General features: G+C 74.7%; 17 protein-coding genes and 1 tRNA gene. 14 read left to right on the top strand and 4 right to left on the bottom strand.

Features of this window, described 5'->3' with window-relative positions; genetic code table 11:
• The first annotated feature begins 20 nt into the window (after positions 1-20).
• The 10 genes from HNR12_RS09790 to HNR12_RS09745 all read left to right on the top strand — a co-directional run bounded on the left by HNR12_RS09790 (position 21) and on the right by HNR12_RS09745 (position 12,218).
• Complete coding sequence (locus tag HNR12_RS09790; protein ID WP_179767197.1) at positions 21-530, top strand: GbsR/MarR family transcriptional regulator; 510 nt, start codon at positions 21-23, stop codon at positions 528-530.
• A 10-nt stretch (positions 531-540) separates the two neighbouring features.
• Complete coding sequence (locus tag HNR12_RS09785; protein WP_179767196.1) at positions 541-1,458, top strand: ABC transporter ATP-binding protein; 918 nt, start codon at positions 541-543, stop codon at positions 1,456-1,458.
• Positions 1,455-2,201 carry a fluoroquinolone export ABC transporter permease subunit gene (locus tag HNR12_RS09780; protein ID WP_179767195.1) on the top strand — a complete coding sequence of 249 codons (747 nt, stop codon included), beginning with the start codon at positions 1,455-1,457 and terminating at the stop codon, positions 2,199-2,201. Before HNR12_RS09785 ends, HNR12_RS09780 begins: the two co-directional genes overlap by 4 nt.
• 1 nt (position 2,202) lies before the next feature.
• Positions 2,203-2,937 (top strand): ABC transporter permease, encoded by a 735-nt coding sequence (locus HNR12_RS09775; RefSeq protein ID WP_179767194.1) that lies wholly within the window; start codon positions 2,203-2,205, stop codon positions 2,935-2,937.
• A gap of 446 nt (positions 2,938-3,383) precedes the next feature.
• Positions 3,384-4,502: a Gfo/Idh/MocA family protein gene (locus tag HNR12_RS09770; protein ID WP_179767193.1), complete on the top strand. Its 1,119-nt coding sequence runs from the start codon at positions 3,384-3,386 to the stop codon at positions 4,500-4,502.
• Between the two features lie 151 nt (positions 4,503-4,653).
• A complete protein-coding gene (locus HNR12_RS09765) occupies positions 4,654-5,865 on the top strand; it encodes an ABC transporter substrate-binding protein (protein WP_179767192.1) in 1,212 nt (403 codons plus the stop codon).
• 111 nt (positions 5,866-5,976) lie between these two features.
• Positions 5,977-7,002 (top strand): DUF6807 domain-containing protein, encoded by a 1,026-nt coding sequence (locus tag HNR12_RS09760; RefSeq protein WP_179767191.1) that lies wholly within the window; start codon positions 5,977-5,979, stop codon positions 7,000-7,002.
• Positions 6,999-7,790, top strand: coding sequence for a cupin domain-containing protein (locus HNR12_RS09755; protein WP_308251243.1), 792 nt, complete (start codon positions 6,999-7,001; stop codon positions 7,788-7,790). Before HNR12_RS09760 ends, HNR12_RS09755 begins: the two co-directional genes overlap by 4 nt.
• A 1,015-nt stretch (positions 7,791-8,805) precedes the next feature.
• On the top strand, positions 8,806-12,057 hold the full coding sequence (locus HNR12_RS09750; RefSeq protein WP_179767190.1) for an AfsR/SARP family transcriptional regulator: 3,252 nt from the start codon (positions 8,806-8,808) through the stop codon (positions 12,055-12,057).
• 85 nt (positions 12,058-12,142) lie between these two features.
• Positions 12,143-12,218, top strand: a tRNA-Lys gene (locus HNR12_RS09745).
• Positions 12,219-12,531: 313 nt separating this feature from the next.
• Here HNR12_RS09745 and HNR12_RS09740 read toward each other — a convergent pair.
• Complete coding sequence (locus HNR12_RS09740; protein WP_179767189.1) at positions 12,532-12,852, bottom strand: hypothetical protein; 321 nt, start codon at positions 12,850-12,852, stop codon at positions 12,532-12,534.
• Between the two features lie 325 nt (positions 12,853-13,177).
• Positions 13,178-14,338 carry an FAD-dependent oxidoreductase gene (locus HNR12_RS09735; protein WP_179767188.1) on the bottom strand — a complete coding sequence of 387 codons (1,161 nt, stop codon included), beginning with the start codon at positions 14,336-14,338 and terminating at the stop codon, positions 13,178-13,180.
• A gap of 53 nt (positions 14,339-14,391) precedes the next feature.
• Here HNR12_RS09735 and HNR12_RS09730 point away from each other — a divergent pair, with 53 nt between their 5' ends.
• On the top strand, positions 14,392-15,084 hold the full coding sequence (locus HNR12_RS09730) for a TetR/AcrR family transcriptional regulator (protein WP_179767187.1): 693 nt from the start codon (positions 14,392-14,394) through the stop codon (positions 15,082-15,084).
• Between the two features lie 127 nt (positions 15,085-15,211).
• On the opposite strand, the gene HNR12_RS09725 is transcribed toward HNR12_RS09730, so the two are convergent.
• Complete coding sequence (locus HNR12_RS09725; protein WP_179767186.1) at positions 15,212-16,273, bottom strand: CU044_5270 family protein; 1,062 nt, start codon at positions 16,271-16,273, stop codon at positions 15,212-15,214.
• Complete coding sequence (locus tag HNR12_RS09720; protein WP_179767185.1) at positions 16,270-16,845, bottom strand: RNA polymerase sigma factor; 576 nt, start codon at positions 16,843-16,845, stop codon at positions 16,270-16,272. The genes HNR12_RS09725 and HNR12_RS09720 overlap by 4 nt, the downstream gene beginning before the upstream one ends.
• A gap of 219 nt (positions 16,846-17,064) precedes the next feature.
• Here HNR12_RS09720 and HNR12_RS09715 point away from each other — a divergent pair, with 219 nt between their 5' ends.
• From HNR12_RS09715 to HNR12_RS09705, 3 genes are all read left to right on the top strand, one after another.
• A complete protein-coding gene (locus tag HNR12_RS09715) occupies positions 17,065-17,472 on the top strand; it encodes a YciI family protein (RefSeq protein ID WP_179767184.1) in 408 nt (135 codons plus the stop codon).
• Positions 17,473-17,479: 7 nt separating this feature from the next.
• Entirely contained in the window at positions 17,480-18,625 is a 1,146-nt protein-coding gene (locus HNR12_RS09710) for an RNA polymerase sigma factor (protein WP_179767183.1), read from the top strand.
• A 134-nt stretch (positions 18,626-18,759) separates the two neighbouring features.
• Entirely contained in the window at positions 18,760-19,206 is a 447-nt protein-coding gene (locus HNR12_RS09705) for a MarR family winged helix-turn-helix transcriptional regulator (protein WP_179767182.1), read from the top strand.
• Positions 19,207-19,277: the final 71 nt, after the last annotated feature.

Here is a 19,277-nt window from a genome sequence, read left to right as displayed (position 1 = left end):
ACCGACACAGGGGGACGAACATGCCGGACACCGGGATGGAGCGTGAGCGCCAGGTCTTTGCCGAGGAACTCGGCCGGTTCTTCGAGGAACGGGGCCTGCCCCGCATGGAGGGGCGCGTCCTGGGCCGACTGATCGTGTGCAGCCCTCCGCACCAGTCGGCCGACGAACTGGCCGAGGCCCTCGGCGTGAGCCGGGGGGCGATCAGCATGGCGATCCGCCTGCTGCAGCGCTCCGAGGCGGTCGAGCGGTTCACCGTCCCCGGATCGCGGCGGCACTACTACCGGCTCCGCCCCGGCTTCTGGCGCGGGGAGATCGACACGCGCGTGCAGGAGGCGGCGGCCGTCCGGGCCCTGGCCGAGAACGGGCTCAAGCGCCTTGAGGGCGCGCCCGCCGAGGACCTGGACCGGCTCCGCGACCTGCACGCCATGTACACGTTCCTGGAACGCGGCTACGCCGCCCTGCGCGACTCCTGGCACGGAAACGGGCGGGCGCCGGAGGAGCATCCGGCACATCCACCTGACGCACCCTAGGGAAACCACCATGGCCCAGACCCGGGCCGGGGCCGACCGCATCCCGGCCGCCTCCGGCAAGACGCCCCCGGTCATCGAGGTCGCCGACCTCACCTACACCTACCCCAAGGCCCCCGTGCCCGCCGTGCGCGGCATGGCCTTCTCCGTCGCCCCCGGGGAGGTGTTCGGCTTCCTCGGCCCGAGCGGGGCGGGTAAGTCCACCACCCAGAAGATCCTCACCGGGCTGCTCACCGGCGCCCAGGGGACCGCCACCGTCTGGGGGCGCCCGCCGGCGGAGTGGGGAAACGACTACTACCGGCGGATCGGCGTCTCCTTCGAACTGCCCAACCACTACCAGAAGCTCACCGCGCTGGAGAACCTGGAGTTTTTCGCCTCGCTGTACGGCGGCGCGGTCGAGGACCCCCTCGCACTGCTGCGCCGGGTCGGCCTGGCCGACGCCGCGCACACCCGGGTGGGCCGCTTCTCCAAGGGCATGCAGACCCGGCTGACCTTTGTCCGCGCCCTGCTCCACCGTCCCGAACTGGTCTTCCTGGACGAGCCCACCAGCGGGATGGACCCCGCCAACGCGCGCATCGTCAAGACGATGATCACCGAACTGCGGGAGCAGGGCCGCACCGTCTTCCTCACCACGCACAGCATGGAGGCCGCCGAGGAGCTGTGCGACCGGGTGGCGTTCGTGGTCGACGGGCGCATCGCCGCCCTGGACTCCCCCGAGGAGCTGCGGCTGGCGCGCAGCCGGCGCACCGTGCGGGTGGCCTACCGGTCGGCGGACGGCCGCCTGGAGACCGCGGAGTTCCCGCTGGACGGCATGGCCGACGACCCCGCGCTGCTCGCCCTGCTGCGCGAGCACCGGATCGAGTCGGTGCACAGCCAGGAGGCGGGACTGGACGACGTGTTCGTCGAGGTCACCGGGCGGTCGATCCGATGAGCGCCTCCGCCGCCTCCCTCCCTCCGGCCGCCCGGCGCTCCGCCCGGCTGCGCAGCGCCGTCCGGCTGGAGCTGCGCCTGCAGAAGCGCTACGGGTTCCTCTACGCCGCCGCCTTCTCGACCGCGCTGTGGCTGGCGGTCCTGCTGCCGCTGCCCATGGGCTACCGCGAGGTCGCCGCGCCCCTGGTGATCTTCGGCGACCTGGTGGTCGTGCCGTTCTTCTTCATCGCCGCCTCGCTGTTCTTCGAGAAGGGCGAGCGCACCCTGTCGGCGCTGACCGTCTCGCCGCTGCGGTTCACCGACTACCTGGTCGCGAAGGTGGCCACCCTGGCCGTGCTGAACACGGCGCTCGCGCTGGTGATCGTGGTGATCGCGCACGGCACGGCGTTCTCGCCCCTGCCGCTGCTCGCCGGCGTGGCGACCACGTCGGTGTTCATGCTGATGCTCAGCATCACCACCGCGCTCCCGTTCTCCTCGGTCACCGACTGGGTGGTGCCCTCCACCTTCTGGCTGACGCTGGTGAACACCCCGCTGCTGTACCACGCGGGCCTGTGGGAGCACCCGGTGCTCTACCTGGTGCCCACCCAGGGCTCGCTCCTCCTGCTCGGCGCGGCCTTCGGCCAGGCCGACCCCGCCGCCTGGGAGTACGCCTACGCGGTCGGCTACCAAATGCTGTGGGTGGTCCTGCTGGGGCTGCTCGCCCGCCGGCTCTACACCCGGTTCATCGTGGCCGAAGGAGCATGACATGGCCCACGCTGTGCGCGCCTTCGGGCGCAACGACCTGATCGGCCTGCGGCGCGACTCCATGCTGCGCTTCCTGGTCGTCGCGCCTTTCATCTACCTCGCGGTGCTGCGGTTCACCCTGCCGCCGCTGACCGCCATGCTGGACGAGCGCTACGGGTTCGAGCTGACCCCCTACCACCCCCTGATCGTGTCGATGTTCCTGGTGCTGGGGCCGGTGGGCGTCCTGGGCTCGCTGGCCGGGCTGATGCTGCTGGAGGAGAAGGACTCCCGCACCCTCCAGGCGCTGCGGGTCACGCCGGTGGCCATGCCGGTGTTCGCGCTGTACCGGGTGGCCACCCTGGTCGCGGTGACCACGGTGTTCGTCACGGTCGCCGTGGCGCTCAGCGGTTTCATGCCCGCGGCGGGCCTGCCCGGCACCGCGGCGGCGGGGCTGTGCGCGGCCCTCACCGCGGCGGTGGTCGCGGTCCTGATGGCGCTGGCGGGGCGCAACAAGGTGGAGGGGCTCGCGGTGATCCGCGCCGTGGGGACACTGCTCTTCGCCCTGCCCGTCCTGCCGTGGTTCCTCCCGGGCGCCTGGGGCCTGGCGTTCGGGGTGCTGCCGTCCTACTGGGCCGCCAAGGTCTTCTGGGTCACCGCGGAGGGCGGTGCGGTCTGGCCCTGGCTGCTCGGCGGGATCGCGGTGAACGGGGCCTACCTGATCCTGCTGGTCCGGGGCTTCGCCCGCCGCAACCGCTGAAGCGGCGCCACCCCGCCCCACGGGCGCCCTCCCCCGGGAGGGCGCCCGCCGGTGTTTCGCGGCCGTCCGCCGCTCCACCGCGACGCTCGACGCAGCGTGCTCGAAATTTTCGGCAGGGTGGCGGTGCGGTTGGAATGGGATTGGAGGACGGGGGATTTCGGTCAGGGGCCTATGCGCACGGCTTCCGTGGTGGACACCGGTGCACCGGGCGGTGCGGAGTGATCCAGATCTCCTTTGGGGCTTGGCCATGTGATGGCGCTTACGTAAATTCAGGCGCCAAGCCTTGCGGCAGGAATTCCGATAGTTTCGGGACCCCGTTTAGATCCCATTTCCCGGTCGCGCCCCGTGCGCGGGCCCGTGCACCCGACCCCTCGAACCCCCCGCCCTCTCCGCCCGACGCGGCGGCCTCGGTTCCCGCCCGCCGGGAGCCCCCAAGGAGGAGAGCCATGCACACCCCCGACCCGGCGCCCGGCCCCGCGCATCCGCTGCGCGTGGCCGTCGTCGGCACCGGAAACATCGCCCGCTACCACGTCGAGGCGCTCCAGGCCCTCTCCGGCGACGCCGTGGTCGTGGCCGCCGCCGACGTCAACCCCGACGCCCTGGCCGTCTTCACCGACCGCTACGGGATCCCCGAGCGCTTCACCGACCTCGACCGCATGCTCGGCGAGGTCCGCCCCGACCTGGTCCACCTGTGCACCCCGCCCGGCCTGCACCACGGCCAGGCACTGGCCTGCCTGCGCGCCGGGGTGAACGCCCTGGTCGAGAAGCCGCCCGCCCTCAGCCTGGCCGAACTTGAGGACATGGCCGCCGCCGAGGGCCCCCAGGGGCCCTACGTCGCGACCCTGTTCCAGCACCGGTTCGGCTCGGGTGCCCGCCGCGTGCGGGCGCTGGTGGAGTCGGGCGGCCTGGGCCGGCCCCTCCTCGCCGTCTGCCACACCCTCTGGTTCCGCGACCAGGCCTACTTCGACGTCCCCTGGCGCGGGCGCTGGGACACCGAGGGCGGCGGCCCCACCATGGGCCACGGCATCCACCAGATGGACCTGCTCCTCGCGCTGCTGGGGGACTGGACCGAGGTCAGCGCCACCGCCCGGCGCCAGGCCCGGGTGATGGAGACCGAGGACCTGTCGCTGGCGCACGTGGCCTTCGCCAACGGCGCGGTGGCCAGCGTCGTCAACAGCGTGCTCTCCCCCCGCGAGGAGAGCTACATCCGCCTCGACTTCGAGCGGGCGACGGTCGAACTGCGCCACCTCTACGGCTACGGCGACTCCGACTGGACGCTCACCCCGGCGCCGGGGTTCGAGGAGGCCGCCGCGGCGGCCTGGGCGGCGGGGGAGAGCGGGGTGGCCAGCGGGCACCACGCCCAGATCGCCCAGGTGCTGGCGGCGCTGCGCGCCAAGGAGCCGCCGCCGGTGACCACCGCCGACGCCCTGCGCACCCTGCGGCTGGTCGCCGGGCTCTACGCCTCGGCCGCCCAGCGGCGCACGGTGACCCCCGCGGAGCTGCGGCGGGGGTCGCGCTACTACGACCGCATGCACGGAGGCGGCACGCCATGGCAGTCACGGTGAACGCCCATGAGGTAAGCGCTATCCGCTTGCGGGCCGCCGCGCCGGCCGCGTCCGGCTCCGCGCCGCCCCGGGTTCGGCAGGCCCGCCTGGTAAGCGCTATCCAACACGGCCGGTCGGCACACCGCTCCGCTCACCGCAGCCGGGGGTCCGCATGCGCGCGCTGGTGATCCGCCGCCTGGTCTACATGGTGCCCACGCTCTTCGCCATCTCCCTGGTGGCGTTCCTGGTCATCCAGCTGCCGCCGGGCAACTACCTCGCCACCTACATCGCCGAGCTGTCGGCGCGCGGCGCGGAGGGCAACCAGCTGCCCTACATCGACCGCGTCGTGTTCGACATCATGCAGGACGAGGAGGTGATGCTGACCCGCGCGCTCAACGGGGACATCAACTTCCACACCCGGCACTTCAACACGCTGGAGAACCGGCCGGTGCTCGCCGACAACCGGGAGTCCGGCGGATACCGGTTCGTGGACCTGCAGCCGGGCGAGATGAACACCGCCGTGATCTCCTTCAACCTCACCCACCAGGACGAGGAGCTGCGCGAGGTCTTCCGCGACCGCGACTTCCGGGTGGCGATGTCGCTGGGGATCGACCGGCAGTCCATCATCGACGTCGTCTACCAGGGGCAGGGCGAGCCCTGGCAGGCCGCGCCGCGCCGCGACACCCCCTTCTTCAACGAGGAGCTGGCCAAGCAGTACACCGAGTACGACGTCGAGCGCGCCAACGCGCTGCTGGACGAGGCCGGCTACGACGAGCGCAACGGCGACGGCGTGCGCGTGGCCCCCGGCGGGCGCGCGCTCAGCTTCACCCTCTCGGTGCCCGGCGACTTCCGGCCCGACATCGTCGACTCCATGGAGATGGTCGTCGGCTTCTGGGAGGAGCTGGACGTCGACGTCGAGATGGAGATCGAGGAGCGGTCGCTGTGGCAGGACCGCCGCGAGAACAACGAGCACGACGCCAACGTCTGGTCGGGCGACAGCGGGCTGATGGACGCCATGTACGACCCCCGCTGGTACGTCCCCGTCCACAGCGGTGAGTCCAACTACGCCATCCCGTGGGCGCAGTGGTACGTCTCCGACGGCGAGGACCCCCGCGCCCAGGAGCCGCCGCGGGAGGTGCGCGAGCACCTGGAGATCTACGACGAGCTGCTGGCCGAGCCCGACCCCGAGGGCCGGCAGGAGCGGATGCGCGAACTGCTGGAGGTCTCCCAGGAGCGGTTCTACGCCATCGGCATCAACCTGACCCCGCCCGGATACGGGATCGTCGCCGAGGACTTCCGCAACGTGCCCGAGTCCATGCCCGAGGCCGCCGTCTACAACACCCCCGGCCCCAGCAACCCCGAGCAGTACTTCATCCGGCAGTAGGACCGCACAGGACCCGCCGCCGCGCCCCGCCGCCGCCACTCCCACCGCGGCGGGGCGCGGCCGGCGCGCGCCGCGCCGCGCGGCGCGGCCCGAGCGCACAGGAGGCCGCACATGACCCCCGACCAGCACGACCGCCCGGCCGCGGACGGGGCCGAGCCGCCCGCCCGCGGACTGGGCCTGGTGCACGAGCACGACCGCGCCCTGCGCATCACCCACGACGGCGCGGAGCTGACGCGCTACGTCTACCGGCCCTGGGACGTCCAGCTGGAGTCCCCGCGCCCCTACTTCCACCCCGTCCGCACCCTGGGCGGCGACACCGTCAGCCTCTACCGCCCGCACGACCACGTCTGGCACAAGGGGATCGCGTGGTCGCTGCCCAACGTGGGCCCGGCCAACCTGTGGGGCGGGCCGACCTACGTGCGCGACCGCGGATACCAGCAGCTGCCCAACGACGGCGCCATGGTGCACCGCGGCTTCGACCGGCTGGCGGCCGGGCCCGAAGCGGTGTCGGTCGCCGAGCGGCTGGACTGGGTCACCGAGCAGGGCGAGACCTGGTTCACCGAGGAGCGCGCGTTCCGCGTCAGCGCCGACCCCGCGCGCGGCGCGTGGACCCTGGTGTTCGACAGCGCCTTCACCAACCGCACCGGCGCCGCGATCCGGATCGGCAGCCCCACCACCGAGGGGCGCGAGAACGCCGGGTACGGCGGCCTGTTCTGGCGGGGGCCGCGCTCCTTCAGCGGCGGCCGGGTCTACAGCCCCGACACCGAGGGCGGCGACGACATGATGGGGCTGCGCGCGCCCTGGCTGGCCTTCGCCGGACGGCACGACGGGCACGACCGCTCCGCCACCCTGGTGTTCGTGGACGCGCCCGGCAACCCCGGCCACCCGGTGCGGTGGTTCGTGCGCACCGGGATCTTCGCGTGCGTGTGCCCGGCGCCGTTCTTCAGCGAGGAGGTCCCGGCCGAGCCGGGCCGGCCGCTTCGCTACCGCTACGCGGTGGTGATCGCCGACGGCGACCGGGGGCGGGCGGGCAGCGCCGAACTGGCGGAGTCGGGCCTGACCGGGCTGGAGCGGGCGGCGGCCGAGCAGGCGCCGGGGGGCGTACCGGACCAGGAGGGGCGGGTGCGGGTGCCGTGAGCGGCGGGGGACACGCGGCCGGGGTGCCCGGGTTCCCCGGCGGCACGGCGGTCTCGCACCTGCGGGTCTACGACTGGCCCGCGGCCGACGGGCAGGCGGGCGGCTCGCCGCACCTGCACACCGCCTCGGCCGAGGGCTACGTGGTGGTGGGCGGCGAGGGCGCCCTGGAGACGCTGAGCGGCGCCGGCTACGCCCGCACGCCGCTGCGGCCGGGCACGCTGCTGTGGTTCACACCGGGCACGGTGCACCGGCTGGTCAACGGCAGCGGCGACCTGGAACTCCTGGTCGTGATGCAGAACGCCGGGCTGCCGGAGTCCGGCGACGCCGTGCTGACCTACCCGCCCGACGTGCTGGCCGACCCGGCGGCCTACGCGCGGGCGACCGCGATCCCGGCGTGGTCGGACTTCGCCGACACCGCCACGGCGGGGGCGGCGATGGCCCGCGCCGCGCGCGAGCGGCGCGACCTCGCCGTCGAGGGGTACCTGCGGCTGCGCGACCGCGTGCGCGCCGAAGGGCCCGGCGCGCTCGCCGGGCTGTACGAGGCGGCGGTGCGGCTGGTGCGCGACAAGGCGGCCGGCTGGCACCACCACTGGGAGCGCGGACCGCACGCCCAGGCCGAGGCCACCCGGGGCCACGTCGCCGGCCTGGCGGCCGGGGAGGGCGGCCACCTGCGCGACTCGGCGGTGTACACGGCCGGGTCCCCGCCCGGTCCGCGCCGCAACGGCATGTGCGGCACCCTGCGGGTGTGGGACCTCGACGGCGCCCACCCCGTGAGCGGGCAGGAGTAGCAGCGGGCGGGCGGCGGGCGGGAGCGGCTGCGCCCGCCCGCCGGGCGCGGGAACCGGGTCGGGGCGCGGGGGCGGCGCAGCGGAGGCGGGGCGGAGCGGAGGACGGCCGCAGCCGGTCGGCGGGCCCCGGATCGGGTGCCTCTCCACCCCGGAGGGCCGCAAGCGGCCGCCCCGGCCCGCGCGACCGCGCGCGGCGGTGGCGGGCTGTGGACAACGCATTACCAATCGGGTGCCAAGGCGCTAGGGTGGCAACCGATCGAGGAATTGTGGATCAGCGGGCACGGGCTTCGCCGCGGCCGCCGTCCTCCGCCCCGCGCGGGCGGCGGACCGGTGCGCGGGCGGCTCTCCGGCCACCCGCTCGCGGCCGTCCTCGCCCGTGGCCCCGCCCTCGGATCTAGGAGGCAGCACCATGCGACCCTGATCCCGCCGATTCCCCCGCGCGCCGCTCTCCGGACGGGCCGCCCCTGTCCACCCGTCCCGGGGAAATAAGGCGGACCGCCTCATGATCGTGTCTGTCACGCCCCGGTGATCATGAGACGGCCGCCCGTTCCGACACCTGGGTCCTCCCAGCCGGGCCGCAACCCGGCTGCCGTCCTTGGAGGACCAACGGTCTCTTCCTCCCGCCAAGCCCGCTTGTGGTGCCCGCGGATGTCTCCGTAGCGACGACCCTGCGGGCCCGTCGAGCGGGAGACCACCGTGCGGTTCCCGAGAGTTCCGCTCCGGCCCTTCCGATCCTCGCGGAGGCCGGCTGAAATCCGGTTGGAAGCCGGTTGGGAAACCGTGGCGGGGCCGGGACCGGCCGAACCCGGAACGCGGGCGCGCACCGGGCGGTCTCACCGGTAGGCCGTCCGACCACCGCACCGGCCCCCACGGCCGGTGCGACCGCGGGTTCCGGACGGGCGCGGCGAGCACCGCGCCCCCCGGAGCGGGCGGCCGGGCGTGCGACCACCGCCAGGCGCCGGGCCGGCGCCGGGCGGTCGGGGTCTCTCCCCGCACCGGCCCGTGAGGAGTTGACATGGAGTTCGAGGTTCTCGGACCACTGCAGGTGAGCAGCCGCGGCGCGTCCGTACGCCTCTCGCCCAAGCTCGCCGCCCTGCTCGCGGCGCTGCTGTGCAAACCCGATGTCGTGATCCCCGAGGACCAGTTGATCGACGTGCTGTGGGGCGAGGACCCGCCGCGCTCGGCCACCAAGAGCCTCCAGGTCTACGTCCACCACCTGCGCCAGGCCCTGGGCGAGGGCGGCCGGATCGAGCGCGCGGCGTTCGGCTACCGGTTCGCGGTGCCGCGCGCGGCCGTCGACGCCCGCCGCTTCGAGGACCTCGCCGAACGCGGCGAGCAGGCGCTGGAGTCCGGCGACACCGCCGAGGGCAGCGCGCTGCTGCGCTCGGCCCTGGGCCTGTGGCGGGGCACGGCCTTCGCCGGGCAGGACACCCTGCCCCTGGTCCGCGAGGAGGCCGCCCGGCTGAACGAGCAGCGGCAGCGCGTGGCCGAGTCCTGGGTCGACGCCGAGCTGAGCCTGGGCCGGCACAGCGCGGTGGTGGCCGAACTCCGCGCGCTCGTGGCCGAACACCCCTTCCGCGAGCGGCTGCGGGCCCAGCTCATGATCGCCTACCACCGCATGGGCCGCTCCACCGAGGCCCTGGAGGTCTTCCGCGAGGGCCGCGACCTGCTGGTCGACGAACTCGGCATGGAGCCCGGCCGCGAACTCGCCGCGCTGGAGCAGGCGGTCCTGCGCAACGACCCCGCCCTGCACGGCCCCGCGGCCGCCGACCCGCCGCCCGAGGCCCCCGCGCCCGGCGCTGCGCCCGAGGGCGGGCCGTCCGCACCGGCCGACCCCTCCGCCGCGCCCGGCGACCCCCTCCCGCCCGCCGAGCCGGCCCGCCCCGTGCCCGCGCAGCTGCCGCCCGACATCGCCGACTTCACCGGCCGCGAGGAGCAGGTCGCCCTGCTCCACACCCGCCTGGGCGTCCGCCCCGCCACCCCCTCCGCCCCCGCCGCCGTCCCCGGCCCGCGCCCGGCCGACGGCGGGGGCCGGGGCGGAGCCCAGGACGGCGGCCGTGCGAGCGGGGGAGCGGCCGAACCCCCCGCCACCACGCCCGGCACCCCGGGGGGCGGGGCGCGCCCGGTCGTGGTGTCGGCCGTCGCCGGCATGGGCGGGGTCGGCAAGACCGCGCTCGCGCTGCACGCCGCCCACACCAGCGCCGCCGCGTTCCCCGACGGCCAGCTCTACGCCAACCTGCGCGGAGCCCAGGAGGTCCCCGCCGATCCCGCCCAGGTGCTGTCGCAGTTCCTGCACGCCCTGGGCATCGAGGGCGCGGCCGTCCCCGAACCCCTTGAGGCGAGAGCGGCGCTGTTCCGCTCGCTGCTGGCCGACCGCCGGATGCTGGTCGTCCTCGACGACGCCGGGTCCGAGCAGCAGGTCCGCCCGCTGATCCCCGGCGCGCCCGGCTGCGCGGTGCTGATCACCAGCCGCGCCCGCCTGACCGGCCTGGAGGGCGCCCACCTCATCGACCTCGACGTGTTCGAGCCCGAGCGCGCGGTCGAGCTGCTGGCGCGCATCATCGGCGCCGACCGGGTCGCCGCCGAACCCGGGCACGCCGCCGAGATCGTCCGGCTGTGCGGGTACGCGCCCCTGGCGGTGCGCATCGCGGGGGCGCGGCTGAACGCGCGGCGGCAGTGGCCGCTGTCCCGGCTGGCGCGGCTGCTCGGCGACGAACAGCGCCGCCTGGACGAACTCCGCACCGGCGACCTCGGGGTGCGGGCCACGTTCGCCCTCAGCTACGCCGCCCTGAGCGAGCGCGGCCGCTCGGCGTTCCGGCTGCTGGGCCTGCTCGACGCCGGCGACTTCACCGAGTGGGTGGCCGCCGCGCTGCTGGACGTCCCCCTGCCCGAGGCCGAGACCGTGGTCGAGGACCTGGTCGACGCCCAACTGCTGTCCATCTCGGGCACCGACGGCACGGGCCGGCTGCGCTACCGCATGCACGACCTCATGCGCCTCTACGCCCGCGAGCGCTGCGCCGAGGAGGTCCCCCGGCCCGACCGCGAGGCCGCGCTGCGGCGCGCGTTCGGCGCGTGGCTGTGGCTGGCCGAGCAGGCCACCGAGTACATCCCCGGGCCCTGCTACGCCACCATGCACGGGACCGCGCTGCGCTGGCCGCTGCCCTCCCCGGAGGCCGCCGACCTCCTCAACGAGCCGATGTCGTGGTTCGACGCCGAGGCCGGGGCCATGGCGGCGGCCGTGACCCAGGCGTGCGCGCTGGGCTGGGACGAACTCGCCTGGGACCTCGCCGGCTGCCTGGAGAAGTACTTCGACGTGCGCGGCCGCTTCGACGACTGGCGGCGCACCCACGAGGCCGCGATCGCGGCCTGCCAGGCGGCGGGCAACGTCCGCGGCGAGGCCGTGCTGCGGCGCGGCCTGGCCGACCTCGTCACCTGGACCACGCAGAACACCTCGGGCGGCGCCAGCGGCGCCATGGGCACGCTGCTCGACCAGTCCCAGCTGGTGTGGGAGATGTTCCACGAGGTCGGCGACCGCCGCGGGATGTCCGACGCCCTGGTCATGCGCACCTGGGCGCTGGTGTCGCAGGGCGACTCCGCCAAGGCGCGCGAGTCCGCCGAGGCGGCCCTGGACCTCGCCGAGACCGCCGACTACCTCGGCGGCCGGGCCCGCGCCTACCACGTGCTGGCGGTGGCGGCCCACGGCGAGGGCCGCGACGACATCGCGGTCACCCATCTCACCAAGTCACTGGAACTCGCGCGGCTGCTCGGCAACTCCCGGTTCGAGGCCACCGCCATGCAGTTCCTGGGCGCCGCGCAGTGCCAGATCGGCCGCGTCGACGAGGGCCGCGCCAACCTCACCCGCTCGCTGGCCATGTCGCGCGCCCTGGGCGACCACTACGCCGAGGTGTTCTCCCTGCTCTACCTGGCACGCCTGCACCGCGCGACCAACGACCCCGCCGCCCTGCCCACGGCCCGGACCGCCGCCGAACTCAGCCGCCGCCACAACATGAACCACCACCTGGCCGACGCGCTGACCCTGATGGGCGGCGCCCTCCTCGACCAGGGCCGCACCGTCGAGGCGGTCTCCGCCCTGGAGGAGTCCGTGGCCCTGTGGCGCACCCGCGGCTGGCCGGCGTTCCTGGCCGACGCCCTGACCACCCTGTCCCGCGCCTACACCGCCCTGGGCGACCACACAGCCGCCACCACCGCCGCCCAAGAGGCCGCCACCATCCGCGCCGACTCCCCCGACACCACCCGAACCGAGTAATCCGCCCCCGCAGCGCCGGTGTGGCCCACACAGCACCGCACCCGCCCAACGCCGCCCCAACATCCGGTAAACTGACCACGTCAGCGCGCCATTAGCTCAATTGGCAGAGCAGCTGACTCTTAATCAGCGGGTTCGGGGTTCGAGTCCCTGATGGCGCACCAACACAACCGCAGGTCGACTGCGGTGCAGGGGACGGACCGGGCGAACACGTTCGCCCGGTCCGTCCCTTTCTCGCGCTCCGCGCTCGCTCCGCGTCCCGCCCCGGACGCATCGCCGACCAGCGGATTGGGCGCAGTCCCGCCCGACAGTTGCCCAGCAGCGCCGACTCGTTGCCGAACCGGGCTGTACGGACCAAGCCGCCGCCCGCCAGGGCGGGCTGAGTGCCACGCGAAGAAGCCGTCGTCCTATGAGAACGGTCGCTTGGCTGAGGAGGTGAGTCGCGCCGGGGTACCCGGCCGCGACCGGCATGGGCGGCTAGCAGTCGGCCAGGCGGTCGAACCTACCGGGCCAGGGCCACTGGTAGTTGTGCGATCCGCCGCTGGGAATGCTCTGGCAGGCGAAATCGGTGGCGTTGGCCAGCACGACCTTGACGCGCACGCTGTAGCTGCATCCGTTGCGCACGGTCAGGTAGTCGGTTGCTCCGTCGTCGTTGAGGCTGGTCGTGACGCAACTGGGGACCGCCGCGGCCCGCGGAGCCGTCGGGGTGCCGGCCTCCGCCGCGGCGGGGGCGGCGCCCGCCAGGATGCCGGCCGCCACCAGCGTGCTGACGACGATCGCCGTCTTCTTGCCGAGCATGCTGTACGCCTTTCGTGTCGGAGTGTGGAGACGCAGTGACACTAAGTGGTGGCGGAGGTCATGCCTAGAGATGTGGCCACAGACGGTCATTGTTGGACCGCATTGCGCTACTCTCTGCAGTCTCTTTCGCACCAAAACGGTCTGCATGGGACGCGCCTGGTACGGTCGCGCGCCCTCGTGCCGCGCCCGGCCTTGGCGGCCGGGGTTCGGCGTGGAAGCGAGGCCGGAGTCCCGAGCACTGCTGCGCGACCCCCCGTGGGCGCAGTACCGGGTACAGGCGCGGCCGAGGAACCGACTGCGTCGTGGCCCGGCGGGTGCGGGGCCCTCAAGAAGGCTGGACCTCGTCGAAGAGGGCCAGGGCCGCGGTGGGGTTCGGGCTGATGAGGCGGTCCAGGCCGGCGGCGGTCGTTTGCGCCCATCGGGCGGCCCGTGGGTGGGTGTGCTGCTCGAAGGCGCGGACGGTCGCGTCCAGGTCCGCGGTGTCCGGTGCTCCGGCGATGGACTCGGCGAGTTCGGCGCCCTCCAGCATCGCGAGGTTGGCGCCCACGCCCAGCGGGGGCATCAGGTGGGCCGCGTCGCCCAGGAGGGTCACCCCGGGGACGTGGGGCCAGGTGTGGGGCGCGGGCAGGACGTAGTGGGGGCGGTGGGCGAAGGCGGTGCCGCGGCGGAGGAAATCGAGGACCGGGTCGGCCCAGCCTTCGTACAGGGCCAGCAGGGCCGACCGCACGGCCTCGGCGTCGGCCAGGTCCACGCGCCCGCGCCCGGGCAGGCCCAGGTGGCGCTCGGGGTCGGTGTGCCAGTCCAGCGGCGCGCGGAACTGGGCGTACACCTTGACGTGGCCGCCGCTGCCGCGCTGGGCGACGAGGGCGCGGTTCACGCCGTACACGGCCACCGCGCCGTCGCCGACCAGCCGGGCGAGGTCGGGATGGCGGGTGTCGAGGTCGTCCAGGGAGGTCTCGACCAGCGTCACGCCGGTGTAGCGCGGTGCCGCAGGCGTGACCGCCGGGCGGACCCGCGACCAGGCGCCGTCAGCGCCGATCACCAGGTCGAACATCTCCCGCCGGCCGTCCGCGAAGCGGACCAGCACGCCGTCGCGCGTCCCCGGAACGACCTCCGCCACGTGCCGCCCCCACCGGACGTCCAACGGGCCGAGCAGCAGATCGCGGAGCAGCCCGCGGTCGATCTCGGGGTTGGCCAGGTCGCCCGGCCGGGGGCGCCAGTCGCGGAGCACGGTCCCGTCCGTGTCGAGGACGCGCATGGCCTGCCCCTCGGGCCGGGACAGCGCCCGGAACTCTCCCAGCAGCCCGGCCTTGTCCAGGGCGAGCCGGCCCAGGCCCTCGTGCAGGTCCAGGGTGCCGCCCGGGGGACGGGCGTCGGGGGCGGGGTCGCGCTCGAAGACGGTGACAGGGTGGCCGCGGCGGTGCAGGACGCGGGCGAAGGTCAGGCCGCCGGGGCCGGCGCCGACCACGGCGATACGGTGTCTCATGCCGATACACTGTATTGATCCAATACGGCGTATCGCAAATGTACGGTGTTCGCATGACTGTATGGGACCGCCCGGATCCCCCCGCCCGCCCCGCGCCGCTGGACCGGGAGCGCATCGTGGCCGCCGCCGTCGCGCTCGCCGACGAGGGCGGGCTGGAGGCGGTGTCGCTGCGCAAGGTCGCCGCCCGGCTGGGCGTCGGACCGATGCGGCTCTACGGCCACATCGCCACCAAGGAGGAGCTGTTCGACCTCATGGTGGACGAGGTCCACGCCGAAATCTTGACCGGGGAGCCGCCCGGCGACTGGCGGGAGGCTCTGCGCGTCCGCGCCCACCGCACCCGGCAGACCGCCCTCCGGCACGAGTGGCTGGCCGACCTGCTCGGCGGCCGCCCGTCCCTGGGCCCCCACGCCCTCGCCGTGACCGAGGCCGCGCTGGCCGCCCTCGACGGGCTCGCCGATCTCGGCACGGTCCTGCGCGCCGTGGAGATGGTCAACGCCTACACCATCGGCGCGATCCGGCGTGAGGTCGCGGACCGGCGGGCCGAGCGCGCCACGGGCCTGTCCGAGCGCGACTGGCAGCGCGCCTTCGGCCCGCACCTGCGGCGGATGCTGGCCACGGGCCGCTTCCCGGCCCTGGCCAAGGCGGTCTACGAGGGCCCCGACGTCGACGCCGAGACGACCTTCTCGACCGGCCTGGACTGGGTCCTCGACGCCGTGGCCGCCCGGCTCGCCCGGCCGCCGGCGTGACCCCCGCGCCTCGGCCTTCCGGCGGCCGCGGCCGGTGAACCGGTCCCCGGGCCGCCCGGGCCGCCACCGCGGGTGCGGCCCCGCCACCAGGGGGCGGGGCCGCACCCGCTCGGCCCGGCGGCCGGCGTCAGGGGGCTTCGTGGACCTCGCTCACCCAGGCGGTCTCCACCAGGGCGGCGTAGTGGTTCACGATGGGCAGTTCGTCGGCGTTGCGGTACTCGCTGCGCACCACGACCGTCTCGTGGTAGAGCGGCATCCCGGTGTCCGGGTCGAACATGATGCGGCGCTGGAGCACCTCCCCCTCGCTGGACTCCCGGTCCTCGGTCAGGAAGAGCAGGCCCTCCCGGCCCTCGCGGTCGGTGGCCGTCCCGGCGAACCGCACGTCGTCGCGGTCGGCCAGCGCCCGCAGCGCGGCGGCCTGGACCTCCGGGTCGACCGGCATCTCGCTGTAGAGGGTCTGCAGCGCGGTGAAGAGCCGCGCGCTGCCGCCGCTCGGCACACCGTCCACCGTCGAGAGCCGGGCGGCCAACTCGTCGGGGTCGGTGGGCAGCGTGTCGGGCTTCCAGGTGAGGAACATGCCGTTGCCGCCCTCGCCCTCGCCCCACTCCTCCTCCGTCGGCCCCTCGCCGAAGAGCCGGCTGAGCGGGTCGGGGTCGCCGGACAGGTGCTCGGGCGGCTGCGGCCGCTCGATCGCGTAGCCGGAGTCGTCCAGGGAGCGCCAGACCTCGCGGTCGACGGGCAGCACCCCCCACCCCTCCTCGTCGGTGTCGGCGTTCTGCGACATGGTGAGGGTCCACTCCGAGGTGTGCACGTAGGCGACGTCCGCCCCCTCGCCGCGCACGGGGGGACGGTCCTCGGCCCGGTCCGCCAGGGCCAGCAGTTCCTCGTCGGCGTCGGTCACCTCGGCGGGGACCACCGCGAGGGGAGGGGGCGGGGGCCCGGCGTAGGCGGGCGCCGCGGTGTTCACGGCCACCGTTCCCGCCACCGTCAAGGCCGCGGCCGCGCCCGCCGCGGCCAGGAGCATCCACCGGCCCCGGCCGGCCCGCCGGTGGGCGCGCGGCGGCGCGCTCGCGGCGGCCGCCAGCGCGGCGACCCGGGCCCGGGCCCGCTGGTCCTCGCCGACACGCACGGCGGCGGCCGGGTCGTGGGGTGCGAAGATGCCGCGCACAACGCGTTCGTCCGTGCTCATTTCGGGCCCTCCTGGGAGACAAGGTGGTGGTTTCGGGGTGTGGCCGCGGCGCCGCCCTCGCCGAGCAGCCGCTCGATCCGCCGGCGCGCCCGGTACAGGCGCACCCTGGCCGTGGCAGCCGTGCAGCCCAGCACGCCGGCGGCGGTCGGCAGGTCGAGCCCTTCCCAGGCCAGCAGCATCACGAGTTCGCGGTCCTTGGGTTTGAGGCGGTTGAGCGCCGAGAGCGCGGCCTGCCGGTCGAGGACCTGCGCGGTGACGTCGGGCTCGGCGGGGGCGTGCGGCCACGGGCCGTCGAAGGCGTCGGGCAGTTCGCCGCGGCGCCGGGCCCGGCGGCCCCGGGCCAGCACGATGTTGCGCGCCACGGTGTAGAGCCAGGGCAGGGGGCTCTGCCGGGGCACGCGGTCGAACCGCGCCCAGGCCACCCCGAACGCCTCCGATGCCACGTCGTCGGCGTGGTCGGGGCCCACCCGCCTCAGGGCATAGCGGTAGACGGCGTCGTAGTGCAGTTCGAAGAAGCGGGTGAACTCGCCCGCGGCCCTCGATCCGCTCTCCTCGTCCCGGTCATTGGTCATCGGATTCCCTCCGTGCGACGTTATTCATCTATGTCGCGGGGAGGGCGGTTGTTACCGCCGCGCCGAATCCCGTCGGGCGGCCACCGCGCGGCGGCGGGTCCGGCCCCGGCCGGACCCGCCGAAAAAAAGTTCGCCGGCCGTGTCGAGAACCCGCGTCCGGCTCCGTCCCCGGGGTGAACGCGCCCACAATGGGGCGCAGGAGCACCGAGGAGAGACACCATGGCCAAGTACCTGCTGCTGAAGCACTACCGCGGGGCCCCGGCTCCGGTCAACGACGTCCCCATGGACCGGTGGAGCCCGGAGGAGATCACGGCGCACATGCGGTACATGAGCGACTTCGCCGACCGCCTCAAGGAGACCGGCGAGTTCGTCGACGCCCAGGCGCTCGCCCCCGAGGGCACCTTCGTCCGCTACGACGGCGAGGGCCGCCCCCCGGTCACCGACGGCCCGTTCGCCGAGACCAAGGACCTCATCGCCGGCTGGATGGTGATCGACGTCGACAGCCACGAGCGCGCCGTCGAGCTGGCCGGGGAGCTGTCGGCCGCCCCCGGCGCGGGCGGCAGGCCGATCCACGAATGGCTGGAGGTGCGGCCGTTTCTGACCGAGACCCCCACCGTCACGGAGTGACGCCCCGATGGACGAGGTCCTGCTGAGGAGCCTCACGCCGAGCGTGCTCGGTGTCCTCTGCCGCCGCGGAGCCGACTTCGCGGCGGCCGAGGACGCCGTGCAGGACGCGCTCGTCGAGGCGCTGCGGGTCTGGCCGGCCGACCCGCCGCGCGATCCCAAGGGCTGGCTGGTCACCGTGGCCTGGCGCCGGTTCCTCGACGCCACGCGGTCCGACGCCGCCCGCCGCCGGCGCGAGGACCGCGCCGAGGAGGAGCCGGCGCCCGGGCCGGTGCCCGCGGCGGACGACACCCTGCGCCTCTACTTCCTGTGCGCGCACCCGTCGCTGTCGCCGTCGTCGGCCGTCGCGCTCACGCTGCGCGCCGTCGGCGGGCTGACCACCCGCCAGATCGCCCGCGCCTACCTGGTGCCCGAGGCGACCATGGCCCAGCGCATCAGCCGGGCCAAGCGCACCGTCGCAGGCGTGCGGCTGGACCGGCCCGGCGACGTCGCCACCGTGCTGCGCGTCCTCTACCTGGTCTTCAACGAGGGCTACTCCGGCGACGTCGACCTCGCCGCCGAGGCCGTGCGGCTCACCCGGCAGCTCGCGGGCGCGATCGACCACCCGGAGGTGGCCGGGCTGCTCGCCCTCATGCTGCTGCACCACGCCCGGCGCGCCGCCCGGACCACCGCCGACGGCCGCCTGGTGCCGCTCGCCGAGCAGGACCGGACCCGGTGGGACACCGCGCTGATCGCCGAGGGGATCGGGATCCTCCAGGCGGCGCTCGCCCGCGACCGGCTGGGCGAGTTCCAGGCGCAGGCGGCCATCGCGGCGCTGAACGCCGACGCGCCCACCGCCGAGGAGACCGACTGGCCGCAGATCGTCGAGTGGTACGACGAGCTGTGGCGCCTGACCGGCAGCCCGGTCGTCCGGCTGAACCGCGCGGTCGCCGTGGGCGAGGCCGACGGCCCGCGCGCCGGTCTGGCGGCGCTCGCGGAGCTGGACTCCGCGCTGCCCAGGTACGCGGCGGTGGCCGCCTACCTGCACGAGCGCGACGGCGCCCTGGAGACAGCGGCCCGGCTGTACGCCGAGGCGGCCGGCCGGGCGTCCAACCTCGCCGAGCGCGACCACCTGACGCGCCGGGCCGCCCGGCTCAACGCCCGCCTGCGCCGCTGAGGGGCCGGGCGCGGACACCCCCCGAGGGGGCGCCCCGGGACGACCGGGGCGGGGCGCGAGGCGGGCGGGCTTCCCCGGCGGGGGAGCCCGTGCTAGCTTATCTGCATGTACATGCAGATACATGGAGCGGTGCGATGGCCGACGGCGTGAGCGCGGACTGGTCCCAGGTCGCCGCCTTCGCCTCTGCGGTCGACGCCGGCCTGGGCAAGTGGCTGGCGGACCGCCACGGTGTCGGCCTGACCGAGTACCGCGCGCTCGCCCACCTCGCCCAGGCCGCCGACAGGGAGCTGCGGGTCAACGACCTCGCCCAGAAGGTCGGCCTGAACCAGAGTTCGGTGACCCGGATGGTCTCCCGCCTGGAGGACAAGGGCCTGACCGTCCGCGACCTCTGCCCCGATGACGGCCGCGGGGTCTACGCGGTCCTCACCGACCGGGGCGAGGAGCTGCTCCGCGAGGTCCGCGGCCCCTACGAGGAGCGGCTGCGCGACCTGCTGGCGAACACGGCCGTCCACTACCCGCACCTGGACGCGGCGCGGCTGCGGGGCGCGTTCGCCGCGATCGGCGGCCTGATCGGGGCCTGAAACCGGCGCCGGGCTCCCGCGCGGCTCCTTTTCGGTCAAGTAAATGCATGTACATACATATAAACAACCGC

It is taken from the genome of Streptomonospora nanhaiensis (genome assembly GCF_013410565.1).
GTDB classification, from domain to species: Bacteria; Actinomycetota; Actinomycetes; order Streptosporangiales; family Streptosporangiaceae; genus Streptomonospora; species Streptomonospora nanhaiensis.
Note: the sequence above shows the minus strand (reverse complement) of the source record. Positions and strands in the feature narration are given on the sequence as shown.

Coding starts and splice junctions, on each gene's coding strand:
- HNR12_RS09750 (WP_179767190.1), top strand. CDS start 8,806: ATGGAGTTCGAGGTTCTCGGACCACTGCAGGTGAGCAGCCGCGGCGCG.
- HNR12_RS09765 (WP_179767192.1), top strand. CDS start 4,654: ATGCGCGCGCTGGTGATCCGCCGCCTGGTCTACATGGTGCCCACGCTC.
- HNR12_RS09775 (WP_179767194.1), top strand. CDS start 2,203: ATGGCCCACGCTGTGCGCGCCTTCGGGCGCAACGACCTGATCGGCCTG.
- HNR12_RS09790 (WP_179767197.1), top strand. CDS start 21: ATGCCGGACACCGGGATGGAGCGTGAGCGCCAGGTCTTTGCCGAGGAA.
- HNR12_RS09715 (WP_179767184.1), top strand. CDS start 17,065: ATGGCCAAGTACCTGCTGCTGAAGCACTACCGCGGGGCCCCGGCTCCG.
- HNR12_RS09780 (WP_179767195.1), top strand. CDS start 1,455: ATGAGCGCCTCCGCCGCCTCCCTCCCTCCGGCCGCCCGGCGCTCCGCC.
- HNR12_RS09720 (WP_179767185.1), bottom strand. CDS start 16,845: ATGACCAATGACCGGGACGAGGAGAGCGGATCGAGGGCCGCGGGCGAG.
- HNR12_RS09730 (WP_179767187.1), top strand. CDS start 14,392: ATGACTGTATGGGACCGCCCGGATCCCCCCGCCCGCCCCGCGCCGCTG.
- HNR12_RS09770 (WP_179767193.1), top strand. CDS start 3,384: ATGCACACCCCCGACCCGGCGCCCGGCCCCGCGCATCCGCTGCGCGTG.
- HNR12_RS09705 (WP_179767182.1), top strand. CDS start 18,760: ATGGCCGACGGCGTGAGCGCGGACTGGTCCCAGGTCGCCGCCTTCGCC.
- HNR12_RS09725 (WP_179767186.1), bottom strand. CDS start 16,273: ATGAGCACGGACGAACGCGTTGTGCGCGGCATCTTCGCACCCCACGAC.
- HNR12_RS09785 (WP_179767196.1), top strand. CDS start 541: ATGGCCCAGACCCGGGCCGGGGCCGACCGCATCCCGGCCGCCTCCGGC.
- HNR12_RS09740 (WP_179767189.1), bottom strand. CDS start 12,852: ATGCTCGGCAAGAAGACGGCGATCGTCGTCAGCACGCTGGTGGCGGCC.
- HNR12_RS09760 (WP_179767191.1), top strand. CDS start 5,977: ATGACCCCCGACCAGCACGACCGCCCGGCCGCGGACGGGGCCGAGCCG.
- HNR12_RS09710 (WP_179767183.1), top strand. CDS start 17,480: ATGGACGAGGTCCTGCTGAGGAGCCTCACGCCGAGCGTGCTCGGTGTC.
- HNR12_RS09735 (WP_179767188.1), bottom strand. CDS start 14,338: ATGAGACACCGTATCGCCGTGGTCGGCGCCGGCCCCGGCGGCCTGACC.